Here is a 24,179-nt window from a genome sequence, read left to right on the forward strand (position 1 = left end):
GGGCGCGGATGATCGTCTCGAGCTCATCGCCGGTGCCCACCGGCACGGTGGACTTGGTCACCACCACGGTGAAGCCGTCCATCAGGTCGGCGATCTCTGCAGCCGCGGCATAGACATAGGACAGGTCCGCATGGCCATCGCCCCGGCGCGACGGCGTGCCGACGGCGATGAACACCGCATCGGCCTTGGCCACCGCCGCGGCGGCCTCGGTTTCGAAGAACAGCCGGCCAGCCGCCACATTGCGCGCCACCAGCCCCTCAAGCCCCGGCTCGAAGATCGGGATGCCCCCCGTCCGCAGGCGCTCGATCTTGCCCGCGTCCTTGTCGATGCACGTCACCACATGCCCGAAGTCGGCGAAGCAGGCCCCGCTCACCAGGCCCACATAGCCCGTCCCGATCATCGCTACTTGCATGCGTTGGTCCTAGATCCTTTAAGAACGCCGACGCCGGCCAAGCCCAGGCTCGCGGCGGCGATGTGGTAGAAGGAGCTGGCGGGCGACGGCTCCTCAACAAACGCCCCAGCGGCGCCCAGCCGATCCCGCCACCCTCCCCGCGCCGGGGTCTCAAGGTAGCGGGCCAGGGCCTGGGCGGGCGCGAGGGCGTCCTGCTCCAGGATCAGGGCGGCCTTCAGCCACTCGGTCTGCGGCCACAGGCGGGCGTTTGCGTCGCGCACGGTGAAATCGTCGTTCAGGGCGTTGATGGCCACGCCGCGCTTGGCGTCTATGCCGCGCAGGCCGGCGGCGTAGAGGCGCCGCGCGGCTTGGCCGCAATCGGCGTCGTCGGTGCGCGCAGCCCAGCGGGCCAGCAGCCAGGCCCACTCGAACTGGTGGCCGGGCTCGATGAGGCGGCCGTCGTCGCCGGGCGCCGGCGCCCAGGTCTCGTCGAAAAACTCCCGCAGGAAGCCGCCTTCGACGTCGATGAAGCGACTCAGGGCCAGCTCGACGATCTCGGCGGCCAGGGCCTGCCACTCCAGCCCGCCGCCGCTCTCGGCCCAGGCCATGGCGGCCTCAAGCAGGTGCATGTGGGCGTTGGCCTGGAAGGGATGGTCACCGGCTTCGCGAAATCCGCCGGCGGGGTGGCGCATGACCTGGAGGGCGGCGAGCAGACGCTGACCCTCGCCGGCCAGATCGGTATGACCGGGATCGGCCTGGTTCAGCGTCGCCATGGCCAGCAGGGCGAAGGCCTGATCATAGAGGGCTGCGGTCTCATCGAGGGGCTCGCCGTCGTTCGACACCACGGCGCGGAACAGGCCGTCTGGGCGACGATAGCGGGCCAGGAAATAGTCCATGCCGTGCCAGGCCGCCTGACGCCAGGGCCCCTGCCAGCCCATCAGGCCGGCGGTAGCGTAGACAAAAGTCTGGCGCGTCTGGACGCGGGAGCGCCGCGGCGCCTCCACCGGCGCGCCTTCCGGGGTCAAGGCTTCGCGGAAGCCGCCGCCCACGTGATCGGCCCCGAGCGTCCACCACAACGGCAGGGCGCTGGTCTTCAGCCACTGGTCGAACCAGACGGCCGCCTGACTGAGGGTTTGGAAAGGCGCGGCCGGCGCCACGGCCTCACGGCCCTTGGCCTTCAGCTGATCCACAGCGGTCTTGACCTGCTGGCTGGAGGCCAGGTCACAGACCAGAACCTGCCCCCCATCGGCCACCACGGCAATGTCCTTGACCCCCACCAAGGTCACCTGAAGGCCCGCTGGCGCGCGGACCAGGCAGTCGCTCGCGCCGACCATCAGGGCGTCGCCCCGGACGGCGTTGCCCGCCTCGTCCTTGTCGCTGGCCTGCCAGACCGCGTCCCAGGCGCCAAGGTCGGACCACGCGAAATCCACCGGCAGCACGGCCGCCCGCTGGGTCTTCTCCATGACCGCATAGTCGATGGAGATCTTGGGCGCCGTGCGGAAGCTCTCCGCCAGGGCGCCTTGGCCCAGAGCGCACGAGCCCACGGCGGCCCGGGCGGCTTGCGCGATGGCGGGTGCGAAGGCGTCCAGCTCGGCCAGCAGAACCTCGGCCCCGACCACGAAATTGCCGCTGTTCCAGAGATAGCCGGCCTCGATATAGGCCTGCGCCGTCGCCGCATCAGGCTTCTCGACGAAGGCCAGTACGGGGCGAACCGGTCCCGGCCCCTGGCCGGGCGAGATATAGCCATAGGCCGTCGACGGGCCATCGGGTCGCATGCCCAGGGTCACGATCTGCCCCTCACGCGCAGCGTCCACGGCGGTCAGGGCGGCGGATCGGAAGGCCGCCCCATCGGGCATATGGTGATCGGCGGCGACGACGACGGCCACGCCTTCAGAGTCGCGGCCAGCGATCCAGGCGCAGGCTGCGGCCATGGCCGGGGCGGAGTCGCGGGGCTCGGGCTCAAGAAGCACCGTGGCGGAGACGCCGATCTCGGCGAGTTGCGCGGCGATCAGCTCGCCGTGGGCGACACCGGCCACCACCACAAGATCGCCCGCCTCACCGAGGTCGGCCACGCGCAGCACCGTCTCCTGGAACATGGAGCGGGCGCCGACCAGGGGGAGAAACTGCTTGGGATGAGCCGGCCGGGACGCCGGCCAAAGGCGCGAGCCAGCGCCGCCGCACATGATGACGGGATAGATGGCCAACTGAAGTCTTCCCCCGCACTATGGCGTGTCGCGATGGGACCGAGATACGCCCCCTCGCGCGAAAATGCGCCGCCTCTCGGTTAGCGTGCAATTCCCACGCCGGCCAAGCCTAAAGCCGCTCATTCTGCGCGGCGGCTGCTTATCGGCTGTATTTATTGCGCGCGCATCACAGACGCCCCTGCGCCTGTGCGCGAACTCTGCGCATTTGGGGCTCAGGCGCCTTCGCCATAAAAGTCGCGACGCCAGGCGACGAAGCGCGGAACGCCCTCCTCCAGCGACACCTTGGGCGCATAGCCGGTGAGCGCCTTAAGCTTGGAGATGTCGGCATAGGTGGTGGTCACGTCCCCGGGCTGCATGGGCAGGAACACCTTCTGCGCCGTCCTCCCCAGCGCCTGCTCCAACAGCTCAATCATGCGCATCAGGCCCACCGGGCGGCTGTCGCCGATATTGAGGATGCGGTTGACGCCCGGCTCGGGCGGGTGATCCAGGGCGCCGATCACGCCATCGACGATGTCGTCGATATAGGTGAAGTCGCGGGCCATCTCACCCTGGCCGAAGACCTCGATAGGTTCGCCGGCCAGGATCTTCTCGGTGAACGAGAAATAGGCCATGTCGGGACGGCCCCAGGGACCATAGACGGTGAAGAACCGCAGGCCGGTCTGAGGAAAGCCGTAAAGCTTGCCATAGGCGAAGCTCATCAGCTCGCAGGCCCGCTTGGTGGCGGCATAAAGCGAGACCGGCGCGTCGACGGCGTCCTCCTCGCAAAAACCCACCCCATCGCCGGGTCGGTCGCCATAGACCGAACTGGACGAGGCATAGACCAGGTGCTCGAAGCCTGGCGCATGCCGGCAGGCCTCCATCACCGACAGATGGCCCGCCAGGTTGGAGCGCTCATAGGCGAAGGGGTTTTCGATCGAGTGGCGAACGCCGGCCTGGGCGGCTAGGTGCACTACACGGCGGGCGCGGCTTTCGGCCATCACGGCGGCGAAGGCCGGCGCATCGGCGATGTCCATGCGCACCATGCGGAACGCCGGATGAGCCTCCAGCCGAGCCGCCCGGGCCGCCTTCAGCGCAGGATCATAATAGGCGTTGAAGTCATCCACGCCGACCACGGCCTCGCCGCGGGCCAGCAGGCGCTCTGCCACATGCATGCCGATAAAGCCGGCTGCGCCGGTGACAATGACGGGCGCCGCCATGACCAAGCTCTGAACTCCGCATCAAGACCGCGGCGATTTGAGACCGCCGAAGCGCGCAGGGGTCGCATGAAACAAGGACAAGGTGAAGCGCGCGCAGCCGCGATGTTTAGTCCGACTTGTGCTGCGGCTTGTCCTTGCGGGAGGTAGAGGCCATCTTCTCCAGCTCCTTCTCGCTCATGGAATCGACCATGGACTTGGAGGCGCCTTTCAGATCGGACTTGGGCGTGTCGCCGCGCTTGGCCGAGAGGGCGGCGCCGGCGGCCTTCTGTTGAGCTGCGGACTTGGCGGGCATATCGCATCTCCTGAACTCGCGGTGATGCACAGCAAACCGAGCGTCATGGCCCGAAGTTCCAGACCCGTCAGGGAGCTTGGTGCGGACGGCGGGAATCGAACCCGCACTTCCTTTCGGAAAACAGATTTTCGTACCACTTCGGCTTTCGCCGCCCGCCCGGTCGCCCGGGCTGTTCGTGGTCTGGACTATCCCTTCGCCCTAGCCGCAAGGCCTTAGGCGCCGCCCGTCTAGTCTCTACACCTTCCCCCGGCGAACCGGGGGCTTGGCTCGGGATTAGCCTAGGTCGCCCCTTAGCCTTCCCCGAATTTGAGCGGTTCTACGCCGCGGATTTCCCCGCGGGCACTCTGAAGTCAAAGTCTGCTGCGTCTACCAGTTTCGCCACGTCCGCATGGTCAGGGTCGTGCCACAGCCACGGACGGCGCGCGAGGGAGAACTGAGCGAAAGGCGTTCGGCGAAAGGCCGGCTTAACCTCGGGCGCCTATGTTTGCCCCCTCGCAACCGCAACGGACAGATCAAGTGGAACGGCGCAGGTTTCCCCGCCCCTCCGTCCGAGCGTCCGACCGTCCCCGGACAAGAGTCGCCGTTCTGGGCGGCGAAATCGATCTGGCGCGCCCTGAAGAGGTGATGGCCGCGCTCACCGCCTGGGTCGAGGCCGACACGCCGGCTCTGATCGCCAACCACAATCTGCACAGTCTCTATCTTCTTCGGCGGCGCCCTGAACTAGCGACCTTCTTTGCTGCGGCCGACCTTATCGAGGCGGACTCGACCCCCCTCCTGGCCTTCGCCGCCCTGCTGGGCCTGCCAGCGCGGCCCTTCCATCGCTGCACCTATCTCGACTGGCGCCCCCACTTCTGGAGCCTGGCCGACCGTCATGGCTGGCGGGTCTTCTATCTGGGCGCGGCGCCCGGCGTGGCGCAGCAGGCGGCCGAGCGCCTGTCCGCTGACTATCCTGGCGCGGCGATCGGCGTCCACGACGGCTATTTCGATGCTGCGCCAGGGTCGGCCGACAACACAGCCGTGCGCGAGGAGATCGCCGCCTTCGCCCCCGATGTCCTGATGGTCGGCATGGGGATGCCGCGGCAGGAGCTGTGGATTTTGGACAACCGCGCCGCCCTGCCGCCTTGCGTGATCCTGCCGGTCGGGGCGGCTTTCGACTATGAGGCGGGCGCCCAGAAGGCGGCGCCCCGCTGGATGGGACGGGCGGGGCTCGAATGGCTGTTCCGCCTGGTGGCCGATCCCCGGCGGCTCTGGCGGCGCTATGGGGTCGAGCCCTGGTTCCTGCTCGGGCCAGCCCTCGCCGATCTCGGTGTGGCGCACCGCGAAGGCCGCCTATGGCGGCGGACGCGCTCAGGCCGCCTGCCGGTCACCCAGCCGGTCGGCGAGGCGGCCCCAGTTCAGCGTGGCCTGAATCTGGGCGTAGACCGCGGCGAGCCAGCCGCGCCGGCGCAGATCGAGAAAGACCTCGTCGCTGAGCGTCCGAAAACGGGACTCGTCGATGGTGAGAAAGCCTGACAGGGACACCTTGACCCCGTCGGGGACGTCCACGACGGCCGTGCGGCTTTCCAGCAGATCAAGCTCCAGCAGTCGTGCGATGAACGGCGTGGTGGCCCGCTCGGCGGCCTGGGCAGACCGGCAGAAGGCCATGGCCGAGTCCAGGATCGCGCTTGGCCCTTCATTCTCGAACAGGGGCGTACCGAAGGTATCGCTCAGCACCTCGGGCTGGTCGTCGATACACAGGGCGATCATCTCGCCGTCCTGCGCGAGCAGGAAGGGATAGCGTCGGACATAGCTGGGCACATAGGCGCCCTCGCGCCAGCGGCCTTTTCCGTCAACGAAGAGGTTTTCGCCGTCGCGCAGGCCGAGGATCGCCAGGGGCCGGGGACGGGCCTCCGCGGTGAAGGCGATCGGATACCACTGCGCGGCCAAGGGGATTTCAGAGAGGGTCAAGGGGACCGCGTTGGCCCCGCTCGCAAACCGGAAGTCCAGGGGCGTGCGCAGACGCATCGCCCCGTGTTTGGCGAAGGTGATCGGTGAAACATTCTGGTAGAAGAGCGGCGTCATGCCGGGGCCCGCCCCCTTATTTAAACGAACTTATCTGGAGTCGGTCCATCTAAACGGCTCCTCCGGCGCGGATGCAAGACTAGGGCCGCCGATAGACCCGGGTCTTTTCGCCCCATCAGCCATTCGGCGTGGCCGTCGCATCCGGCTCCAAAGCCGTATATTCGCCAGGCGCCGACCTGCGCCCTCGTATGAAGAGATACCCAAAAATGCTTCCTCTCCCCTTGGACATCGACCAGATCAAAGGCTTCCTGGATCCGGCGGAGGGGGCTGCTCTGCAGCGGGCGGCCCTGGCTGGCGCGCGCCTCGGCGCCTGTCTGGAGATCGGCGCCTATTGCGGCAAGTCGGCGGTCTATATCGGCACGGCCTGCAAGAGCGTGGGCGCCGCCCTGTTCTCGATCGACCACCACCGGGGCTCTGAAGAAAACCAGCCGGGCTGGGAATACCACGATGCCGAGTTGTGGGACGCCGAGGCCGGCGCGCTGGACACCCTGCCCGTCCTGCGCCGCACCCTGCGGGCTGCGGACCTGGAGGAGACCGTCATTCCGGTCGTCGGGCGTTCAGCCAAGGTCGCCGCCCTCTGGGGCGGGCGGCTGGGCTTTCTGTTCATCGATGGCGGCCACACCATGGAGGCGGCTCTGGCCGACTATCGCGGATGGACGCCCCACCTTGTGGCCGGGGGGCTGCTTGCGATCCACGACGTTTTCCCCGATCCGGCCGATGGGGGGCGCCCGCCCTTCGAAATCTATCAGCGGGCGCTGGCCTCCGACCTGTTTGAGGAGGTCGAGGCGGTCAAGAGCCTGCGGGTGCTGCGCCGTCTCTGACCTCGACGCGTCTCAGCGAACCAGAACGGAGGAGGCTCGCGTCAGGTCGTAGAGGGCGTCGTGGGCCAGGATGGCGGCAGCCTGGGTCCAGGTGGGCCGTTCCTGAGGCCAGATGATCGCCTCCTCGAACTGCCAGCCCATCCAGTAGACGCCGTCGGTATCGCGATGGGCGTCCTGCCAGGTCAAAACCTCCAGGGCCTGGGCGCGACGATCCAGGGCGACCAGGGCCATGACGAGTTCGCAGGATTCCGCCACGGTGGCCCAGGGCTGTTCGGCCACGCAGCGGCAGCCGACCCCGGGCTCGACAAACCGGCTCCATCCCGCGTCCAGCCGTTCCAGCGCGCGCTCGCCCTGAAGGGCGCCGCCGAGCATCGGATAGTACCAGTCCATGGCGAAGCCGGAGCGGTCGGCGGTCCGGTCGAACCGCTCTGGCCGATCGCGCAGAGCTTCGCCCAGCCGCGTCTGGGCCGCCCGCCAGGTCGGTTGGGGCTCGCCGACCAGATCCGCCAGCCGAAGGGCGCAGTCCAGGCTCTTGTAGATCGAGCCGCATCCGGCGCGGACGGCGTCGTCGGCCGATGTCCCGTGAGCTTCCTGCGACCAGGAAATATCCCCCTGCGGGTGCTGCAGGCTCAGGATGAAGTTCATCGCCGCCCGCACCATGGGCCAGTAGCGATCCGCGACCTCGGCCTCTCCGGTCAGGGTGACGAAATGCCAGACCGTGACGGCGCAATAGGCGGCGAAATTGGTGTCGCGAAAGGCCGGCGGCCGAACCCGGGCCATATGCAGACGATCGGCCATGGGCAGCATGTTGCCATACTCGCCCAGCCAGGCGCCGTCCGGGCCCTGCCGGGCCACCAGGCAATCCAGGCCGGCCCGGGCTGCGTCCCATTCGCCTGCGACCGCCAGGGCCATGACGCATTCGCCGTGGTTCCATGGGTCCCAGGGACCGCCTGTGAACCAGGGGATGGCGCCGTCAGGTTCCTGCGCCTCGAGCATGCAGGTCACCGCGCCGCCCAGGGGATCGCGCCGCCGCGGGGGCGCCCGGCGTGAAACCGCGCCAGGACTCATGCCGCCGCCTCGCCGGCCACGGCGGATTTCCGGAAATAGAAGGCGACGCTCTTGCCCATGATCGGATCGGCCAGCGCCTCCAGGCCCCGGGTCAGGGCCGGCTTTTCCATCAGGTCCCACACCAGGAACCGGTGGTAGGCCTTGATCATCGGATGATCGTCCTGGCGGCTCCAGAAGGCGCACTTCAGCCACCAATAGGGGCTGTGAAGTCCGTGCGCATAGTGCTGGCCCAGGAACCGGTAGCCCAAGCGCTCGATCTCGCGGCGCAGACTGTCCTCCTGGAAGATGCGCACATGACCGCCAGGCTGGTCGGCATAGCCGTCCTTGCCCGGCGCCAGCTTCCAGCAGATGGCCTCGGGCCAGGCGCGGGGCACGGTGGGTGAAAAGACACCGCCCGGCTTCAGGACCCGGCTGATCTCCGCCAGCACGGCGAAATAGTCATCCAGATGCTCGAGCACCTCCGAGCAGATGACCGCGTCAAAAGTCCCCGCGGCGAAGGGCAGGCGATAGGCGTCCCCCTTGATGAAGGCGCAGGCCCCGGGGTTTGCGGGCTTTGGCAGTTCGCCCACCCCGGCCATCGCCTTGCGAAGGGAAGGAAGATCCATGTCCAGGCCGACGACATTGACGCCGTCCTCCAGGTGGACGCCGTGGCAATGGCGCCCCTCCCCGCATCCCAGATCCAGAACCCAGTCGCCCGGCCGCAGGGCCAGGCGGTCGATCTTCACGGTCAGCACGCCGAGATCACCGCATCTTCGAGGACTGTCTCATAGGCCGCCGCCGCCCGATCCCAGGAAAACACCTCGCGGGCGCGGCGACGGCTGGCCTCGCTCAAGGTCGCGCGCTTGGCCGGATCGTCGAGCAACTGGGCGATGGCCGTCGCCAACGCCTTGGGATCACCCCGCCGCACCACGATCCCGGCCTCACCGACCACTTCGGGCAGAGCGCCGCCGTCGGTGACGACCACCGGCGAGGCGCAGCTCATGGCCTCGGCCGCTGGAAGGCCGAACCCTTCATAGAGAGACGGCGTCACACAGAGGGTCGCTCGCGCGTACTGCTCGGCCATCTCCTCGCCGGTCAGGTCGCTGATGAAGGTGACCCGATCGGCCAGGCCGAGGCTGTTGAGCAGCTTTCCCGTCGGGCCGTCCGGCTTGAGCTTGCCGATCACCACCAGCTCCAGGTCCGGATAGGCCGGCAGCAGGTCGGCATAGGCCTGGATCAGCACCCCCAGCCCTTTCAAGGGCACGTCGGCGCTGGCCGTGGTCAGCAGCCGCCGCTCGCGCCGACGCAGATCCGGCTGTGGCCGGAAGACATTCTGATCGACGCCAATGGGGATGGCGGTCATCCGTTCAGGCGCAATGTTCAGATACTGGGCGACGTCACGCCCAGCGCTCTTGGACACCACGATCACCCGGTCGAGCTTGGGGGCCACATGCTCCTGCATCGACAGGAAGCTGTACCAACGTCGGATCAGCCAACGGACCTTCCAATTGGGTTCGGCGTCGAGGGCCAGTTCCAGGTCTCGCCGGATCGGATGGTGGATCACGCCGACCACGGGCAGGCCGAGGCGCCGAGCGTCCAGCAGGCCATAGCAGAGCGACTGGTTGTCGATGACCACGTCATAATCGCCAGCATGAGCGCGCAGATGGCGAGCGACCCGGCGGCCGAACGTATAGGGCTCCATGAACTTGCCAGACAGGTGGCCGAAATACTCAGCCAGGTCCGTCCAGCTCAGCAGATGCTTCAATCGCAGGGACAGGTGCCCATTATGGGGTTGGGCATAGAGGTCCAGAGACGGGATTTTCACGAGCTCGACGCCCGCCGGCAGGTCGGGATAGGGCGGCCCTGACAGAATATCGACCTTGTGGCCGCGCGCCGCCAGCGCCCTCGCCGCCTGGAAAAGATACACGCCCTGCCCGCCGACGCGAGGGTCGGATCGATAGGACAGGAAGGCGATCCGCAAGGGACCGCCCTTCCGTGGTCGGCCGAAATGAGGCGGCTGGAGGACGTTGGTTGCTAGGGGGGCTTGGAGCATGGCCTCGGGGGTCTACAGCCTGGAGAAGCAGGAGCCTAGGCGAACCTCGCCATTCCCCTGCGTAAGATGTTCTAGAGAAACGCAGACAAGCGTCATTCGACCATATTCATGCTTGCGTCGGGCCATTGCCCAATTGTTGCGGCCTGTGTCGCGGTCCCAACTTTTCGCCCGCCCAAGGCCAGGCTTGCTACCGAAGCGGGCAAAGTGGACGTTGTTGAGCCCCGACGAAACACCCGTGATAGGCGAATTTTTTCGGCGCGGCCCTTGCGCTTTCTGATCGCCAATGGCCATTGGGCTGGTGTGCTCAAGCTTCCCCCCAGAGCCGGCGCATTTCGATCATAAGCCGCCCCTTAACGGTTCATTAACCATCCAATTTGGGCATGCGGCGCCCATATTGCGCACCGACTTGCTTGCCAAAGTGTCGCAGGTGACCACCTTAGAGTGGAACTTGCGAGGTTATCATGGTCACCGAAGCTTCAGCCCATTGGCCCATTGCGAGAGTGAAATCTCATTCTTCTGATAATTTCACTTCTATGATGTACCGCTTCCACTTGGCGGCAAGCACGCTGTTCAAGCTGACTTCATCGTGGCGCGCGAAGTGCGGCAATGATGCAGAGGCCCTTTATATATATACGGCCTTTTTGCTTGCCCTAGCGGCAGAGGCTGTAAAATCCGTCGGCCTGAACGAAGACGATTTGGCAGATGAAGTCACAGCGACTTTGTCCGCGTTCAGCATCGCATCAATGACCGGCATCCCTAGAGAGACCGTTCGGCGCAAGCTTCGCATCCTTTCAGAACGGGGCATGATCACCCCGGGGCCGGGTTCGGCCTACAGCCTGACACTCGCGCAAGAGGCGATCCGGGAGTTCGTTCAACGTGCGCAACCCCTGGAGCTCCCCTACGACTGGGAGGCCCTCCAGTGATCTCGCCGGACGCCCCTTCAGCTCAGATTTTCAATCTTGAATTGCGCCGGGAACCGGGCGCCGTAGACGCGCCGCAGCCAGCGGCGCCCTATTTCTTCGGTTCTGGCCTGCTCAGTCAGGATGGCGACCGGCGGGTGGTTGAATATTGCCTGCTGGACACCTTCGCCACCATTGCGCTGAAGTTCCGGGCCGAATGGACCCTGGCGCCCAGTCATGGACGCCTGCGCTGGCGCCCCGGGTCTGATGCTCTGGCCGGCCTCTTGATGCTGCGCCTGGCCGTGGCCCGCGAGACGGTGGTTATCGCCAGCCGCAAGGCCGAGGACTCCCTGCTGCCCATCGCCGCCATCGAAGAGGCGCGGCGGGTGGTCGAGGGCCAGGAATTCTACGAGAACCGCCGGCTTCGCGAACATGCGCCCGCCGCCTGCGCACGCATGGCGCGCGCCCATGCCGAAGCACTGGAGACCGAGTTCACCGCCTTTCTGGTGGCCGCTCGCCTGCACGAGGTCTGGGCGATCGGCGAGGAGGCCCTGCGCAATCCGCCAGAAGGCGGCGAGGCCGCCGTGATCGTGCCCTTCCCCATGGAGGAATCGCGCAGTTTCCAACCGCCGGCCCGGGAGCCGCGCCCCGTCGGCGCTCAGCTGCTCTCGCGCCTGCTTGATCCATTTACCGGGCGAACGCACGCGCCGCCCCCGGAAGGAAGACCCCAATGAGCCAGCCAGGCGATATCCTTCGCGCCGTCGTCGGCCCCCTGGGCTACCCGATCACCCGCGACACCCTGCCCTCGCCCGACACGGTGCGGTGGAACGCCCGGCGAAAGGCCGAGCTTTTGCTGGCCATTCGCGCCGAGCTGATCTCCCTGCGCGAGGCGGTCGCCCTCTACAAGCTGTCGACCGAGGAGATCGCGGGCTGGCTCAGCCTGTTCGAGCGCCATGGCCTCGACGGCCTGAAGACCACCCGGGCCCAGACCTATCGGCCGGCCAAGAGCCGCCGCGTCCAGACTCCGTCGCAGCCCTACGGCCAGCCGGCCCAGACCGCCCTCTCCTGACACCATCGGGCGGGCGCGCGCCGGGCCGTGGGTCAGGCCGGCGTTTCGATGACCTGCACCTGCTCGATGCCGGCCTCACGCAACACTGCGATGAGCTCGTTCAGGGTGGTCTCGACCTCATCGGGGTCGCGGCCTCGGATCACCAGGTTCGAACCGAACCCGTCGGCCCCATAGAAGGGGTAGCTGCCCAGCGAGAGCGCGGGGTGCGCCTTGGCCAGCCCCTCGAGGGGCGCAGCGATCGCGCCCTCCCCTGAGCCCTCGACCCGCAGGGTGCGCGAAACCACGACCGCGCCGCCCTTCAGCCGCGGCCCGACATCCTGCAGCATGCCCCGCATGATCTGCGGCACGCCAGCCAGGACGAAGACATTGCCGATGGTGAAGCCCGGCGGCCCCTGGACGGGGTTGTTCACCAGCACGCCCCCCACCGGGATCCGCGCCATCCGCCGACGCGCGGCATTCACCTCAGCCCCCCAGCGGGCCGTCATCATGGCCAGGATGTCGGGGTGTTCGACCAGTTCGACGCCGAAGGCTGCGGCCACCGCGTCGGCGGTGATGTCGTCATGGGTGGGGCCGATCCCGCCGGTGGTGATCACATAGTCATAGCGGGCGCGCAGGGCGTTAAGCGCCGCGACGATCTCCTCCAGCACGTCCGACACCGTGCGGGCTTCGGCCAGCTCCACCCCATGGGCGCCGAGATAGCGGGCGATGTCGCCAAGATTGGTGTCGCGGGTGCGGCCCGACAGGATCTCGTCGCCGATGATCAGCACTGCTGCGGTAACCCGCCCCGCCGTGAAGGGGTCCAAAGCCTCGCCCTCGGTCCTGTCCATCGCGCCCATCCTCACCTAAACCCTGACTGACGTCTCAAGGTACGGACTAACGCCACCGATGGATTTCCCGCAACCGCTCAAGCGCGGCCAGCTCGTGCAACGCTACAAGCGCTTCCTGGCCGATATCGTCCTGGAGGACGGGACGGAGATCACAGCCCACTGCCCCAATCCCGGCGCCATGCTGGGTCTGAACATGCCGGGCCTCCCGGTGTGGGTCTCACGCTCGCCGGACCCCAAGCGCAAGCTCGCCCACACGCTCGAACTGGTCGAGGTCGACGGCGGCCTGGTGGGGATCAACACCATGCATCCCAACCGCCTTGTGGCAGAAGCCCTGGCGGCGGACGCGATCCCCGAACTCACCGGCTATGCCAGCCACCGCCGCGAGGTGAAGTACGGTCAGGCCAGCCGCATCGACTTTCTGCTGGAGGCGCCCGACCGCCCCCGCTGCTGGCTGGAGGTGAAGAACTGCCATCTCCGGCGCGCCGGAACCCTGGCGGAATTCCCCGACTGCGTGGCGGCCCGCTCGACAAAACACCTGCGCGAACTCGTGGCCATGGCCGCACAGGGCGACCGGGCCGTGGCCTTGTTCGTCGTCCAGCGCACCGACTGCGACACCTTCGCCGCCTGTCACGACCTCGACCCGGCCTTCGCCCAGGGGCTTTCTGATGCGGCCGACCAAGGGGTCGAAGTGCTGATCTACGGATGCGATCTCACGCCGGACTACGTTCGCATCGTCCGCCGCATGACCTGGGCGCGTTAAGTCGCACCCCGCATGGGTCGATCCTCGATACTTGATTTTTCAACATCTTAGGTCCGACGCCCCCTAAATCCTGCGCGATCATGTCGCAGCGGTCAGTAACGCTCCGCCCATTCCCCTTCGCGATAGCTCCAACGGTCATTTCAGTTGGGGATCTTCCGTGTCTGCTCACTTGCTTTCCGGCGTCTTGCCGCTCGCCACCGCCCGCCACGCGCGGATTTCCGGCGCCTCGCGCCTTGTCCTCGCCGCCCTGGCCGGCGTCGCCTTAGGTCTGCCGGCGACGGCCGCCGCCGCACCCCTTTCCAATGAGGTCTTGAGCGGCGACTACATCAAGATCGGGCTCAACGACAAAGGCACCCTGGGGGTCGGCGGCAACACATCGCCCGGCGTGCTCTATGACGGGACTGGCATGGGAACCTTCAATCCCGCCTACGACTACCTGACGCCTGGGTCTCCCTTTGAAGGCTTCACGATCAGCGGCGTCGCGGGCTCAGCCTTCACCGCGACGAACAACAATTCCAACCTGGGCTCGGCCAATATTAGCGGCATCCTGACCAGCTATAATGGCGTCGCCCATGACGGCACGACCAGCGACAACCGAGCCGTCTGGACCGGAGCCTTTGGCGGGTTGTTCAACATCACCCACGACTACGCGTTCAACAACGATGGCCAACAGCTCAACATCGGCACGACGATCGAGGCGCTGGTCGATCTTACGAACCTGACCTTTGCGCGATTTATCGATCCCGATGCGGTGGCCGCCGCAGGGGACTCAAGCGCCACCAACAACTTCCGCGGCGCCACCGGCGTGCCGGAATCCGACCTGGTCTATGCTGAGGCGCTGGCCTCCAAATACGTCATCGGGCTCTATACCAACGACGCGACGACCCACAATTCCGCCGTCACGAGCTGGACGCCTGCGACCGCGCCCTATCTCGCCGGGACCAATGTCGGCAATGGCGACAACACCATCGGGCTGGGCTTCGATATCGGCACGCTGCTAAGCGGCTCGAGCATCACCCTGACCTATCGCTACATCTTCGGCACCGACATCGCCGCGGCCGTCCAGGCCAGCAGCGGCGGCGGCGCTCAAACCGCCCAACCGCCACCGCCGCCGCCCACGATCGACACCAGCGCATCCTACAGCGTCGACCAGCTGAAGACCGGCGAGGTCATCCCGGTGTTCGACGGCGGCGCTCTGACCCTGGGTTCCACCGGCGCCACCGACATCGATTTCACCATTCTCGCAGCGGGCGGCACCATCGACACCGCCGGCCACGACCTGACGCTGTCGGGCGCGGTCACCGGGGTGGGCCAGCTCACCAAGACCGGCCGCGGCGTTCTGACCCTGACCGGCGAAAACACCTATGCCGGCATCCGTCTGGCGGGGGGCGTCCTGGCCTTCAACCATGTCGGCGCCCTGGGCGGCGCAGGCAGCCACATCTCGATCTCCGAAGGCGCCCAACTGCGCACGCTGGGCGACGTCACGGTCGGCCAGTCCCTTAACATCGGCGCCGGGCAAGGGGGCGGGATCGACACCGGCGATCACCAGATGCGCCTGAACGGCGATATCACCGGCGGCGGCGCGGTCCAGAAGCTCGGCGCGGGCGTGCTCACCCTCAGCGGCGTCAATGACCACGGCCTTCTGGACATCCAGCAGGGCCGCGTCGTGGTCGAGAACCAGCAGGCTCTGGGCGCCTCCGGTGGGGTGATCCTCCTGCAGACGGGCGGAAGCTTCGCGGTCGGCGGCGACTTCGCCATGGACCAGTCCGTGGTCGTCAACGGCGCTAACAGCCAGTTCGACACTGGCGGCCACACGGTGAACCTCACCGGCGCCATCGCCGGAAACGCCTGCTTCACCAAGGTCGGCCTCGGCCATCTCAACCTGCTCGCCGCCGGCGCCAACGCCATCGGCGCCTGCGTCGAGGAAGGCCGCCTCAGCTTCAATAACCTCTTCGCCGGAAACGTCTGGGTTGAGGCCGGCGGAGAGATGGGCGGCAGCGGCAGCATCGCCGGCGATGTCGTCGCCAACGGCGTCATCGCGCCAGGCAATTCCCCTGGCCGCCTGGTGATCGCCGGTAGCCTGACCCAGGCGGCGGGCAGCACCCTCGCGCTCGATATTGACGGACGTACCGCCGGGATCGGCGCGGGGCATTATGACACCCTGGTCCTGACCGGCGCTGGCGGCGTCTATACCGCAGGCGGAACCATCGCGCCGATCACCCGGGGCATCACAGGCGCTGCGACCAACAGCTTCACCCCGTCCATTGGCGACGCCTTCCAGGTGATTACGGCGCAGGGCGGCGTCATCGGCGCCTATGAGGCCATCGTCCAGCCGGCCAACGGCATGCCGGCCAACGCCCGCTTTGAGGTGGTCTATCAGCCGGACGCCGTGATCCTGGTGGTCACGCCCGACCGCTACGCCGTCCTGGCCGGACGCGCCAACGGCCAGGCCGTGGGCGCGGCCCTCGACACCGTGCGCCCGGCCGCCCATGAGCGCGCCCAGGCCGCGCCGTTCACCCGCAGCCTGGCCGGTCTCAATGTCGATCAGACGGCTTTGACCCTGCATCAGGTCTCAGGCGAAATCCACGCCGCAACCCTCGACACAATGTTGCAGAGCCAGCGCGCCGCGCGCGCGCCGCTTCATGCCCGCATCACTGACGGTTTCGACACCGATCAGCGGGTGTGGGGCCGGGTGAATGTCGAAACCTGGGACGTCGAAGCCGACGCCTGGGCCCTGGGCTATGACAGCGAGCGCACCCATGTCGCCGTCGGCGCCGATCGCCGCCTTGGCGACCGCCTGCTGGTGGGCGCCGCCGTCGGCTATTCCGAGACGGACGTGGACGCGGCCGCCATGGGTGCTGCGACCACATTCTCCCATCAGGGCCTCGTCTACGCCGGCTGGCGCCAGGGGCCGCATTATATCGACGGTGCAGTGTCGGTGAGCCGCGACAGCTACAAGACGACGAGGACCCTCGCCCTCCCGGCCGGTCCCCAGACCGTCTTCGCCAAGCCGCAAGGCGAGGCCTATGGGGTCGATCTTGAGGCCGGCCGCGAGCTGGGTTTCCGGGCCCTGGACGTCACCCTCGCCGCCGGCCTGGCCGCCGACCGCATCGAGCGTGACGCCGTGGTCGAACAGGGCTCGGCCCTCACGGCCCTGGATTTGTCCGCCGCCACCCGCGAGGCCGTTCAGGGCCGCGTCGGCGTGCGAGTCAGTCGCCAGACGCCGTGGGGCGGCCTGACCCTGAAGCCGCAGGCCTCGGCCTTCGTGCTTCAGGAGTTCGCCGATGTGGAGGGCCGCAGCGAGGCCAGTCTCGATGGCGCGACCTTCACCAGCCGCGCCGCTTCGCCCGGCCGCACCAGCCTGCGCCTGTCGGCCGGGGTGGAGGCGATGGCCGGCGCCAACACCCGCCTCAGCTTCAACTACCGCTACGGCGCGTCCGATCAGAGCGAAAGCCACGCCCTGGCCGCGACAGCCTCCATCGCCTGGTAGGTGACTGCCAACGCCCGCCGCGGATGGACCTGCGGCGGGCGTTGAAGTTTTGTGCTAGGATTGCGACATAGCCCTCATTCAGACGTTTCGCCTGCGCCGCCCCTTGGCCGGCTGGCTGACTGCAGACGGACCGGGAGTTTCGCACCGCCATGAGCACCACCGACGTTCTTGAAGCCGAGTACCGCGACGGCCAGATCCGCACCCACGGGCCCGAGGGCTTCGAGGGCATGCGCAAGGCCGGCCGACTGGCCGCCGAATGCCTGGACATGCTGACGCCCTATGTCGTGCCCGGCGTCGTCACCGACGACCTGGACCGTCTGGCCCGCGAATTCATCCTCGATCACGGCGCCCTGCCGGCCTGCCTCTTCTATCGGGGCTATTCGAAGACGGTCTGCATCTCGGTCAACCACGTGGTCTGCCACGGCATTCCCGGCGAGCGGGTGCTGCGCGAAGGCGACATCGCCAATATCGACGTCACCTGCATCATCGACGGCTGGCATGGCGATCACAGCCGCATGTATGGGGTCGGCCCGGTCTCGGCCCGGTCCAAGCGCCTGGTGGAGGTCACATACGAGTCCATCGCCCGCGGCATCGCGGCGGTGAAGCCGGGCGCCACCACCGGCGACATCGGCTACGCCATCCAGTCCTATGTGGAGTCCATGCGCTGCTCCGTGGTCCGCGACTTTTGCGGCCATGGCCTGGGCAAGGTGTTCCACGACGCCCCGAACATCCTTCACTTCGGCCAGCCGGGTCAGGGCGAGGTGCTGAAGGCCGGCATGTTCTTCACCATCGAGCCCATGGTGAACCTGGGTAAGCCGGCGGTGAAGGTGCTGGCCGACGGCTGGACCGCGGTCACCCGGGACAAGTCCCTCTCGGCCCAGTGCGAGCACTCCATCGGCGTGACCGAAGACGGCGCCGAGATCTTCACCGCCTCCCCAGCCGGCCTCTTCCAGCCGCCCATCGAGACGGCCTGAGGCAGATCGCGCCTCAGTCGGCGATGTGGATCAGCATCTTGCCGCTGTTGGCGCCTTCGAACAGCCCAATCAGGCCTTCGGGCGCACGCTCGAAGCCGTCGAGCACCGTCTCCTGATACTTGATCTGTCCTGACTTCAGCCATTCGGTCATGTCGGCGACGAAGGCGGCGTTCAGGTGGGCGAAGTCGCTGGCTACGAAGCCTTCCATGCGGATGCGGCCATAGATCAGGCTGAACAGGTTCTGCACCCCTTCGCCGCCGCCATTATAGGTCGAGATCATGCCGCAGACGGGGATGCGGCCGCGGACATTCATCCGTGGCAGGGCGGCGTCCAGATGGGCGCCGCCGACATTTTCGAAATAGACGTCGATGCCGTTGGGGGTGGCGTCCTTCAGGGCCTGGGCCAGGTCCTGGGTCTTGTAGTTGATGACCGCGTCGAGCCCGACCTCGTCCCGCAGCCAGGCGGCCTTGTCGTCCGAGCCGGTCGAGCCGACCACATAGCAGCCCTTGATCTTGGCGATCTGGGCGGCCACCGAGCCAACCGCGCCGGCGGCCGTGGAGATGAAAACCTGCTCGCCGTCCTTGAGAGCGCCCGTCTCGAGCAGGCCGCCATAGGCCGTGATGCCGGTGCCGCCCAGGGCGTGCATATAGACGCTCAGCGGCAGCTCCGGGTCGCGCTGCAGGCGCGAGACGCCCTTGCCGTCCGAGACGAAGGTCTCACGGAACCCCGCCCCGTGCCGGACCAGATCGCCTTCCTTGAACTTCGGGTTCCGAGACTGGACCACCCGGCCGATGCCGCCGCCCAGCAGGGGCGCGTCCAGGGCCTGATCGGCGTCGAGGCGCGGCCGCATATAGGGGTCCACCGACATGATCAGCGCGCTCACCTGGATTTCCCCTTCGCCGGCGTCGGCCACGGGGACCTCCACCAGGGCGAAATCAGCGGCGACAGGTTTGCCGTTCGGACGGCGGACGAGGTGGATCTGGCGAGTCTGGGTCATGGCGGCGGTGATAGCGCCCATCGGGCGCTCGTCCCAGAGCTGACCTCGAGCTTTCCTTCGAATTCACCCGCGTCACGGGACTTGAGATGATCGCAGGCGTAGCAGGCTTTGTGGATATCGTCGCGACAGGGGCGCGCTGAGGCCTCCCTCGAGCGCCACCTCATAATCGCCGGAGCCCTCTGGCGTCAGGCCCCGCACGGCCCGGCTGTTCACCAGCCAGGACTTGTGTGTCCGGCAGAACCCCCTGGGCGCCAGTTCAGACTCCAGGGCGGCCAGCGAGCTGCGCATCAGCGGCCGGCGCCCGTCGCGCAGATGAAACTGCGCATAGTTGCCCGCGCTGCGCACCGCCAGGATGTCGTCCAGCCGCACGCGCGCCAGTCGGGCGCCGTCGCGGATGTCGAAGACGTCGTCCAACAGGGGCGCCGTGGGCCCGGGCTCGGCAGGCCGCGCGGTGTCCAATCGCCCGACCAGCCCATAGCAGCCGGCGAACATGGCGTAGGCCAGCACGTCCTTCCAGACCTCGTAGCGGTACTCGGCCATGGCCATGACCGGGTCATAGGGGTGATCGAGGACGCCAAAGGCCGTGGCGCGAAACAGGATGAACAGCCCCACATGCAAAAGGGAGAAGACCAGGGCGCCCACGGCCTGAGCCACCACCCGCGCGGGCCACCGCCATGTCCTGGTCCCCCTGAGCGCCACCCACGGCAGCCAAGCCAGGAGCGCGATCGCAAGCCAGCTCGAGCCCTCATAGACCAGGTGTTCGACGACCCGGCCTCGCCCACCCTGGGTGAATCCCAGCACGTTGAGCAGGCAGACCGCGGCGGCGGCGATCAGCACCACGCCCCAGCCGAGGACCAGCTGGCGGCCCGCCGGGTCGGTCGCAAGCCAGGCGAGCCAGTCTGGCCCGCGCCGCTCGTCCCCGCCGCCGCGCCGCTTGTCCCAGAGGCCTTTCGCCAGCCGGACGATCCCCTGACGAAGGAGGCGAACGCCCTGAGATGGAGTTTGCGCCATGAGCGACCCCGGCCTGCGCCGCCATGACCTGGACTGGATCCGCATCGGCGCCTTCCTGCTGCTGATCCTTTATCACGTGGGCATGTTCTATGTGCCGTGGGACTGGCACGTGAAGAGCCCGCAGCCGATCGCATGGCTGGAGCCGGTGATGCTGCTCACCAATCCCTGGCGGCTCTCCCTGCTGTTCCTGGTCTCGGGCGCGGCCACTCGCTTCATGGCCGACAAGCTCGCGCCCGGCGTCTTGGCCCGACAGCGCACGGCCCGGCTTCTGCCGCCGCTGGTCTTTGGGATGCTGATCATCGTCCCGCCGCAGTCCTACTACGAGATCGTCGAACAGCTGAGCTTCGACCAGGGCTATCTCGCCTTCTATGGCCGCTACCTGACCGCCTCGGGAAACTGGTGCGACGCCGACGGCTGCCTGATCACACCGACCTGGAACCACCTGTGGTTCGTGGCCTATCTGCTGGTCTACACCCTGGCCCTGGCCGGCCTCATCGTGTGGGCGAAGCCGGCCTTGCGTGGCCTGGAGCAGCAGCTCGAGCGGCTGCCGGCCTGGGCGCTCGTGGTCGCTCCCATCGCGTTTCTGGGGCTGGCTCGGGCCATCCTGCTGCCGAGGTTCGGGGTGACCCACACCCTGGTGGACGACGGGTACAATCACGTCCTGTCGTTCAGCATGTTCCTGTTCGGCTATCTCACGGCCAAGTCCGGGATCATCCGGGACCGCCTGATCGCGCTGCGCTGGCCGGCCCTCGGCCTGGCGATCTGCGCCTACCTGGCCTTCAGCCTCTATGCCTGGACCTGGCGGGACGCCACGACCGCCCCGGCCGCCGGCCTCGTCGTGACCATGCGGTTCGTCTATGCGGTCGATCAGTGGTGCGCCATCGTCGCCATTCTGGGGTTCGGCGCCAGACACCTCAACCGCAGCCACCCGGCCCTGAGCTACCTGACCCTGGCGGTCTTCCCCTATTACATCGTCCACCAGACCGTGATTGTCGTCGCCGGTCACCATCTGGCGCGGGTGGGCCTGCCTCAGGGCCTGGAGGCGGCCCTCCTGATCGGCCTCACCGTCGCCACGTGCGGCGTGACCTATGAGATCGTCCGCCGGACCGGCCTGCTCCGGCCCCTGTTTGGCTTGAAACCTGAAGCCTCGGCGAAATCATCACCAGATCGGGCCTTGCCAATCCAGAACGGATGAGGAACATTCTGGTCCCATGTCCGACGCCGCCGGCCTTTCCGAAGACCTCTCCCGCCAGGCTGAGCTCTGGGGCGCTGCGGCCGTCGCGCCGCATCATCTGGGTCATCGGGAACGTTTGCGCGACCGGGCGCTGAAGGGCGGGATCGAAGCCCTCCCCGACTACGAGCTGTTGGAGATGCATCTCTTTCGCTCGATCCCCAGAGGCGACGTCAAACCGTTAGCAAAGGCCTTGCTGGCCCGGTTCGGCTCGCTCGCCGCCGTGCTCGGCGCCTCGGTGGCCGAGCTGCGCAGCGTCAAGGGGGTCGGACCATCGGTGGCCCTGGACCTGAAGCTGCTGCATCACACCGCCCTGCGCATCGGCCGCGAACAGGTCGCCCGGCGGACGGTGATCACTTCATGGAGCCAGTTGCTGGCCTATGTGAAGCTGGCCCTGGCGCATGAGGCGCGTGAGCAGTTCCGGGTTCTGTTCCTGGATAAGAAGAACCAACTGATCGCCGATGAGGTGCAGAACCACGGCACGGTGGACCATGCGCCGGTCTATCCGCGGGAGGTGATGCGCCGGGCGCTCGAGCTGTCGGCCAGCGCCATCATCCTGGTGCACAACCATCCGTCGGGCGACCCGACGCCGTCCTCGGCGGATGTGGATATGACCCGGCAGGTGGTCGAGGCGGGCCGGACCCTGCGCATCGCCGTCCACGACCACCTGGTGGTGGGGCGCGACGGGGTGGCGAGCTTCAAGGCGTTGGGGCTGATGTAGCTCCGCCTCGCCGATGGGGCGGAGGCGTCGAGGGCGCGACGAACGCGCCCTCCTGGCGTCTCAAATGTTTACTGGCGCGCCTTGCGGGCGGCGTATCGACGATCGCGAGCTTCCTTTTGCTCGGCCTTGGTCAGGGCCTTGCGCGCCTTGCGCTCGCCGCGCTTGGCCTCGAGGGCTTCGGCCTCGACGGCTTCAGCGGCCAGGCGTGCGGCCTCTTCAGCCTCGGCGGCGGCCTGCTTCTTGGCTTCCTTGGCCGCCAGACGCTCCTGACGGACCCGCTCCAGCTCAGCTTCGCGCAGGGCGGCGCGTTCGGCGAACTGGGGATCGACGGCCGCGGGCTTGGGCTTGAAGTTGGCCAGCAGGGCCTTCTTGGCTTCGGCGGCGGTCTTCAGGCGTTCAGAGAAACTCGTGCGGTCGTTTTGGTTCATGTGGAGCTTTCGTCGTGTTGCGCCGCGTCGGCGGCTTCGGGTTCGGAGGGAGTTTCGGTATTGGCCTCGGCCGACCGGAAGGTGGCCGCACAGATCGCCTGCAAATGGCGGCGGACCGAATAGGTGGCCAGCAACGCGTCAACGGCGCGGAAGCCCTCGCCCTTCAGGCGCAGCTTCAGTTCAGGCAGATCGGCGACTTCGCCAGAGCGAGCGAGGAAATAGGCGCGTTCGAGGGTGGACATGGTGGTCCTCCTAGGTTCAGCAGGTCCAGCGCGGCCACGAGGGTCCTGGCCGCGTCGTTCAAGCACAAGTGTTCGCACCCCCATCCTTGAGGGCGTTCATCAGAATTGCCGGCGAGGATCGAAGTAGGCTCGGGCTCGATCCGAAGAGCGGGCGTGGAGAGCAACCGAACCAGTGCAATGTCCGGTCACCTTAGCATCAATGTGCGGCCGGCGCCAGCATAGCGGTCTCATGGGGGCGGCGGTTCAGTGGAAATTGCGCCGACAGCCTGGGCGGGCCTGGCCGTAGCCACGCGGCAGACGGTCCCGTCCGCCGTGGCCACCGCCTGGCCGGGCTCCAGCCTGTTCAGGACCCCCTCGATCTGGCCCTTGATCCACCACTGCTGGCCATCGCCCACATAGCGCGCGCCGCTGGCCGCCGGCGCCAGGGTGAGAAGCTTGGTCTCGCCGCGATATTCGATGATCGCCGTCTCGTCCCGGCGATAATCAACCCGCAGACGCTCGCCATTGGCGCAGCGATAGACAATGGCGCTGTCTTCCAGAATCGGACGGCTGCCCAGGGCCTGGGCCACCGGCTCGACCGCGACGATTTCAGGGCTTGGCGCAGGGCCGCCGGCCGGTTCGCAGGCGGCCAAGGCGGTCGTCGCGACCAGGGCTGGCGCCAACACGCTCAATGACAGGGAACGGACCATGGCGACCTCCTGGCTCAGTGTAACGCCATTCGGCCCCACCGCTAAATCACGGTCGACACCTATACGGCGGCGCGAGCCTCAGCCCGGGCGTCCGCTTCCCAGGCCCGGAAGTCGGCATCCTCGAGCAGGCGGGCCCCATAGGCGTCGGCCTCTGGCCCCCCGCCGAAGTCGGTCAGGGCCAGTTCGTAGGTTCGCAGGCGCGAAGCCACGGGGGTGAAGAAGGCGTCGGCGATCGACCAGGATCCGGCCAGGAATGGGCCGCCATGCCGGTCCAGCATCAGGTTCCACAGGGTGGCCAGACGGCGCAGGTCTGCGGCCAGGGCGTCGGTGACCTCGATTGGCGCCGGCGCCTGGTCCAAGGCCATGGGGCAGGCGCTGCGCAGGGCGGAAAAACCCGAATGCATGAGCGCGCTGGCGGCGCGGGCCTGGGCGCGGGCGGCGGGATCTTCCGGCCAGAGGCGCGCGTCTGGGAAACGCTCGGCGAGGTGTTCACAGATGGCCAGGGAGTCCCAGATCATCAGTTCGCCGTCCTTCAGCACCGGAACCTGGCCGAAGGGGGAATGCGGGGCGATCTGAGCCTGGGTCGCCTCCCCCTGGCGAAGCTCCACGAGGGTTTCGGTGAACTCGGCCCCGGCCTTGCGCAGCACCAGCCAGGGGCGCAGCGACCAGGTGGACCAGCGCTTCGTCCCAATGACCAGCTCCATCCTAACCTCCTCGAAATCTGGGTATCGCACTTGCCCAAGCCCAGGAGAGCCTGTCTAGAGTGCCTCAACGAT

At 67.4% G+C, this 24,179-nt stretch carries 23 protein-coding genes and 2 pseudogenes; 10 read left to right on the top strand and 15 right to left on the bottom strand.

Annotated features, from left to right (window positions below; translation table 11 throughout):
• The 4 genes and pseudogenes from Q8L83_RS11235 to Q8L83_RS11250 form a co-directional block, all read right to left on the bottom strand.
• Nucleotides 1-412: pseudogene (locus tag Q8L83_RS11235) on the bottom strand (UDP-glucose 6-dehydrogenase); the annotation flags it as partial.
• A complete protein-coding gene (locus Q8L83_RS11240) occupies nucleotides 403-2,595 on the bottom strand; it encodes an AGE family epimerase/isomerase (protein WP_305286954.1) in 2,193 nt (730 codons plus the stop codon). The pseudogene Q8L83_RS11235 and the gene Q8L83_RS11240, both read right to left, overlap by 10 nt.
• Nucleotides 2,596-2,807: 212 nt before the next feature.
• Nucleotides 2,808-3,791 (bottom strand): NAD-dependent epimerase/dehydratase family protein, encoded by a 984-nt coding sequence (locus tag Q8L83_RS11245; protein ID WP_305286956.1) that lies wholly within the window; start codon nucleotides 3,789-3,791, stop codon nucleotides 2,808-2,810.
• 106 nt (nucleotides 3,792-3,897) lie between these two features.
• Nucleotides 3,898-4,083, bottom strand: coding sequence for a DUF3008 family protein (locus Q8L83_RS11250; protein WP_305286958.1), 186 nt, complete (start codon nucleotides 4,081-4,083; stop codon nucleotides 3,898-3,900).
• A gap of 624 nt (nucleotides 4,084-4,707) precedes the next feature.
• Between Q8L83_RS11250 and Q8L83_RS11255 the strand changes: the two are divergent.
• Nucleotides 4,708-5,337, top strand: a pseudogene (locus Q8L83_RS11255) (WecB/TagA/CpsF family glycosyltransferase); the annotation flags it as partial.
• A gap of 93 nt (nucleotides 5,338-5,430) precedes the next feature.
• Here the strand turns inward: Q8L83_RS11255 and Q8L83_RS11260 are convergent.
• Nucleotides 5,431-6,144: a SapC family protein gene (locus Q8L83_RS11260; RefSeq protein WP_305286960.1), complete on the bottom strand. Its 714-nt coding sequence runs from the start codon at nucleotides 6,142-6,144 to the stop codon at nucleotides 5,431-5,433.
• A gap of 206 nt (nucleotides 6,145-6,350) precedes the next feature.
• Here Q8L83_RS11260 and Q8L83_RS11265 point away from each other — a divergent pair, with 206 nt between their 5' ends.
• The gene (locus Q8L83_RS11265; protein ID WP_305286962.1) at nucleotides 6,351-6,965 is read left to right on the top strand and encodes a class I SAM-dependent methyltransferase; all 615 of its coding nucleotides are present in this window, start codon (nucleotides 6,351-6,353) and stop codon (nucleotides 6,963-6,965) included.
• A 12-nt stretch (nucleotides 6,966-6,977) separates the two neighbouring features.
• Here Q8L83_RS11265 and Q8L83_RS11270 read toward each other — a convergent pair whose 3' ends face one another.
• Genes Q8L83_RS11270 through Q8L83_RS11280 form a run of 3 tightly spaced genes read right to left on the bottom strand, consistent with a single transcriptional unit; the run spans nucleotide 6,978 to nucleotide 9,993 of the window.
• Nucleotides 6,978-8,033, bottom strand: a complete 1,056-nt coding sequence (locus Q8L83_RS11270; RefSeq protein WP_305286964.1) for a hypothetical protein — start codon at nucleotides 8,031-8,033, stop codon at nucleotides 6,978-6,980.
• Nucleotides 8,030-8,767 (bottom strand): class I SAM-dependent methyltransferase, encoded by a 738-nt coding sequence (locus tag Q8L83_RS11275; protein WP_305286966.1) that lies wholly within the window; start codon nucleotides 8,765-8,767, stop codon nucleotides 8,030-8,032. Before Q8L83_RS11275 ends, Q8L83_RS11270 begins: the two co-directional genes overlap by 4 nt.
• Nucleotides 8,761-9,993, bottom strand: a complete 1,233-nt coding sequence (locus Q8L83_RS11280) for a glycosyltransferase family 4 protein (RefSeq protein WP_305286968.1) — start codon at nucleotides 9,991-9,993, stop codon at nucleotides 8,761-8,763. The genes Q8L83_RS11275 and Q8L83_RS11280 overlap by 7 nt, the downstream gene beginning before the upstream one ends.
• 533 nt (nucleotides 9,994-10,526) lie before the next feature.
• Between Q8L83_RS11280 and Q8L83_RS11285 the strand changes: the two genes are divergently transcribed.
• The 3 genes from Q8L83_RS11285 to Q8L83_RS11295 are packed head-to-tail and all read left to right on the top strand — an operon-like array spanning nucleotide 10,527 to nucleotide 12,033.
• Nucleotides 10,527-10,988 (top strand): helix-turn-helix domain-containing protein, encoded by a 462-nt coding sequence (locus Q8L83_RS11285; RefSeq protein ID WP_305286970.1) that lies wholly within the window; start codon nucleotides 10,527-10,529, stop codon nucleotides 10,986-10,988.
• Nucleotides 10,989-11,029: 41 nt separating this feature from the next.
• Nucleotides 11,030-11,698, top strand: coding sequence for a hypothetical protein (locus Q8L83_RS11290; protein WP_305286972.1), 669 nt, complete (start codon nucleotides 11,030-11,032; stop codon nucleotides 11,696-11,698).
• Nucleotides 11,695-12,033, top strand: coding sequence for a DUF1153 domain-containing protein (locus tag Q8L83_RS11295; RefSeq protein ID WP_305286974.1), 339 nt, complete (start codon nucleotides 11,695-11,697; stop codon nucleotides 12,031-12,033). Before Q8L83_RS11290 ends, Q8L83_RS11295 begins: the two co-directional genes overlap by 4 nt.
• Nucleotides 12,034-12,065: 32 nt before the next feature.
• On the opposite strand, the gene Q8L83_RS11300 is transcribed toward Q8L83_RS11295, so the two are convergent.
• A complete protein-coding gene (locus Q8L83_RS11300) occupies nucleotides 12,066-12,860 on the bottom strand; it encodes a competence/damage-inducible protein A (RefSeq protein ID WP_305286976.1) in 795 nt (264 codons plus the stop codon).
• Nucleotides 12,861-12,918: 58 nt separating this feature from the next.
• Between Q8L83_RS11300 and sfsA the strand changes: the two genes are divergently transcribed.
• The 3 genes from sfsA to map all read left to right on the top strand — a co-directional run bounded on the left by sfsA (nucleotide 12,919) and on the right by map (nucleotide 18,084).
• The gene (sfsA, locus tag Q8L83_RS11305) at nucleotides 12,919-13,620 is read left to right on the top strand and encodes a DNA/RNA nuclease SfsA (protein ID WP_305286978.1); all 702 of its coding nucleotides are present in this window, start codon (nucleotides 12,919-12,921) and stop codon (nucleotides 13,618-13,620) included.
• Nucleotides 13,621-13,777: 157 nt separating this feature from the next.
• Nucleotides 13,778-17,110, top strand: a complete 3,333-nt coding sequence (locus tag Q8L83_RS11310) for an autotransporter domain-containing protein (RefSeq protein WP_305286980.1) — start codon at nucleotides 13,778-13,780, stop codon at nucleotides 17,108-17,110.
• 149 nt (nucleotides 17,111-17,259) lie between these two features.
• Nucleotides 17,260-18,084, top strand: coding sequence for a type I methionyl aminopeptidase (map, locus tag Q8L83_RS11315; RefSeq protein WP_305286982.1), 825 nt, complete (start codon nucleotides 17,260-17,262; stop codon nucleotides 18,082-18,084).
• Between the two features lie 13 nt (nucleotides 18,085-18,097).
• Here map and Q8L83_RS11320 read toward each other — a convergent pair whose 3' ends face one another.
• Together Q8L83_RS11320 and Q8L83_RS11325 are read right to left on the bottom strand one after the other, a co-directional pair.
• On the bottom strand, nucleotides 18,098-19,102 hold the full coding sequence (locus Q8L83_RS11320) for an NADP-dependent oxidoreductase (protein WP_305286984.1): 1,005 nt from the start codon (nucleotides 19,100-19,102) through the stop codon (nucleotides 18,098-18,100).
• A gap of 51 nt (nucleotides 19,103-19,153) precedes the next feature.
• Nucleotides 19,154-20,092, bottom strand: coding sequence for a LytTR family DNA-binding domain-containing protein (locus Q8L83_RS11325; RefSeq protein ID WP_305286986.1), 939 nt, complete (start codon nucleotides 20,090-20,092; stop codon nucleotides 19,154-19,156).
• Between Q8L83_RS11325 and Q8L83_RS11330 the strand changes: the two genes are divergently transcribed.
• Both Q8L83_RS11330 and radC read left to right on the top strand, forming a co-directional pair.
• A complete protein-coding gene (locus Q8L83_RS11330; RefSeq protein ID WP_305286988.1) occupies nucleotides 20,091-21,287 on the top strand; it encodes an acyltransferase family protein in 1,197 nt (398 codons plus the stop codon). The genes Q8L83_RS11325 and Q8L83_RS11330 overlap by 2 nt on opposite strands.
• Nucleotides 21,288-21,303: 16 nt before the next feature.
• The gene (gene radC / locus Q8L83_RS11335) at nucleotides 21,304-22,044 is read left to right on the top strand and encodes a DNA repair protein RadC (protein ID WP_305286990.1); all 741 of its coding nucleotides are present in this window, start codon (nucleotides 21,304-21,306) and stop codon (nucleotides 22,042-22,044) included.
• Nucleotides 22,045-22,112: 68 nt separating this feature from the next.
• On the opposite strand, the gene Q8L83_RS11340 is transcribed toward radC, so the two are convergent.
• The 4 genes from Q8L83_RS11340 to Q8L83_RS11355 form a co-directional block, all read right to left on the bottom strand.
• Nucleotides 22,113-22,472, bottom strand: coding sequence for a DUF6481 family protein (locus Q8L83_RS11340; protein WP_305286992.1), 360 nt, complete (start codon nucleotides 22,470-22,472; stop codon nucleotides 22,113-22,115).
• Nucleotides 22,469-22,714, bottom strand: coding sequence for a hypothetical protein (locus Q8L83_RS11345; RefSeq protein WP_305286994.1), 246 nt, complete (start codon nucleotides 22,712-22,714; stop codon nucleotides 22,469-22,471). Before Q8L83_RS11345 ends, Q8L83_RS11340 begins: the two co-directional genes overlap by 4 nt.
• 227 nt (nucleotides 22,715-22,941) lie before the next feature.
• Nucleotides 22,942-23,403: an MliC family protein gene (locus tag Q8L83_RS11350; protein ID WP_305286996.1), complete on the bottom strand. Its 462-nt coding sequence runs from the start codon at nucleotides 23,401-23,403 to the stop codon at nucleotides 22,942-22,944.
• Nucleotides 23,404-23,462: 59 nt separating this feature from the next.
• On the bottom strand, nucleotides 23,463-24,107 hold the full coding sequence (locus Q8L83_RS11355; RefSeq protein ID WP_305286998.1) for a glutathione S-transferase family protein: 645 nt from the start codon (nucleotides 24,105-24,107) through the stop codon (nucleotides 23,463-23,465).
• Nucleotides 24,108-24,179 lie beyond the last annotated feature (72 nt).

It is taken from the genome of Phenylobacterium sp., assembly GCF_030680185.1.
In the GTDB taxonomy this organism is placed as follows: domain Bacteria; phylum Pseudomonadota; class Alphaproteobacteria; order Caulobacterales; family Caulobacteraceae; genus Phenylobacterium.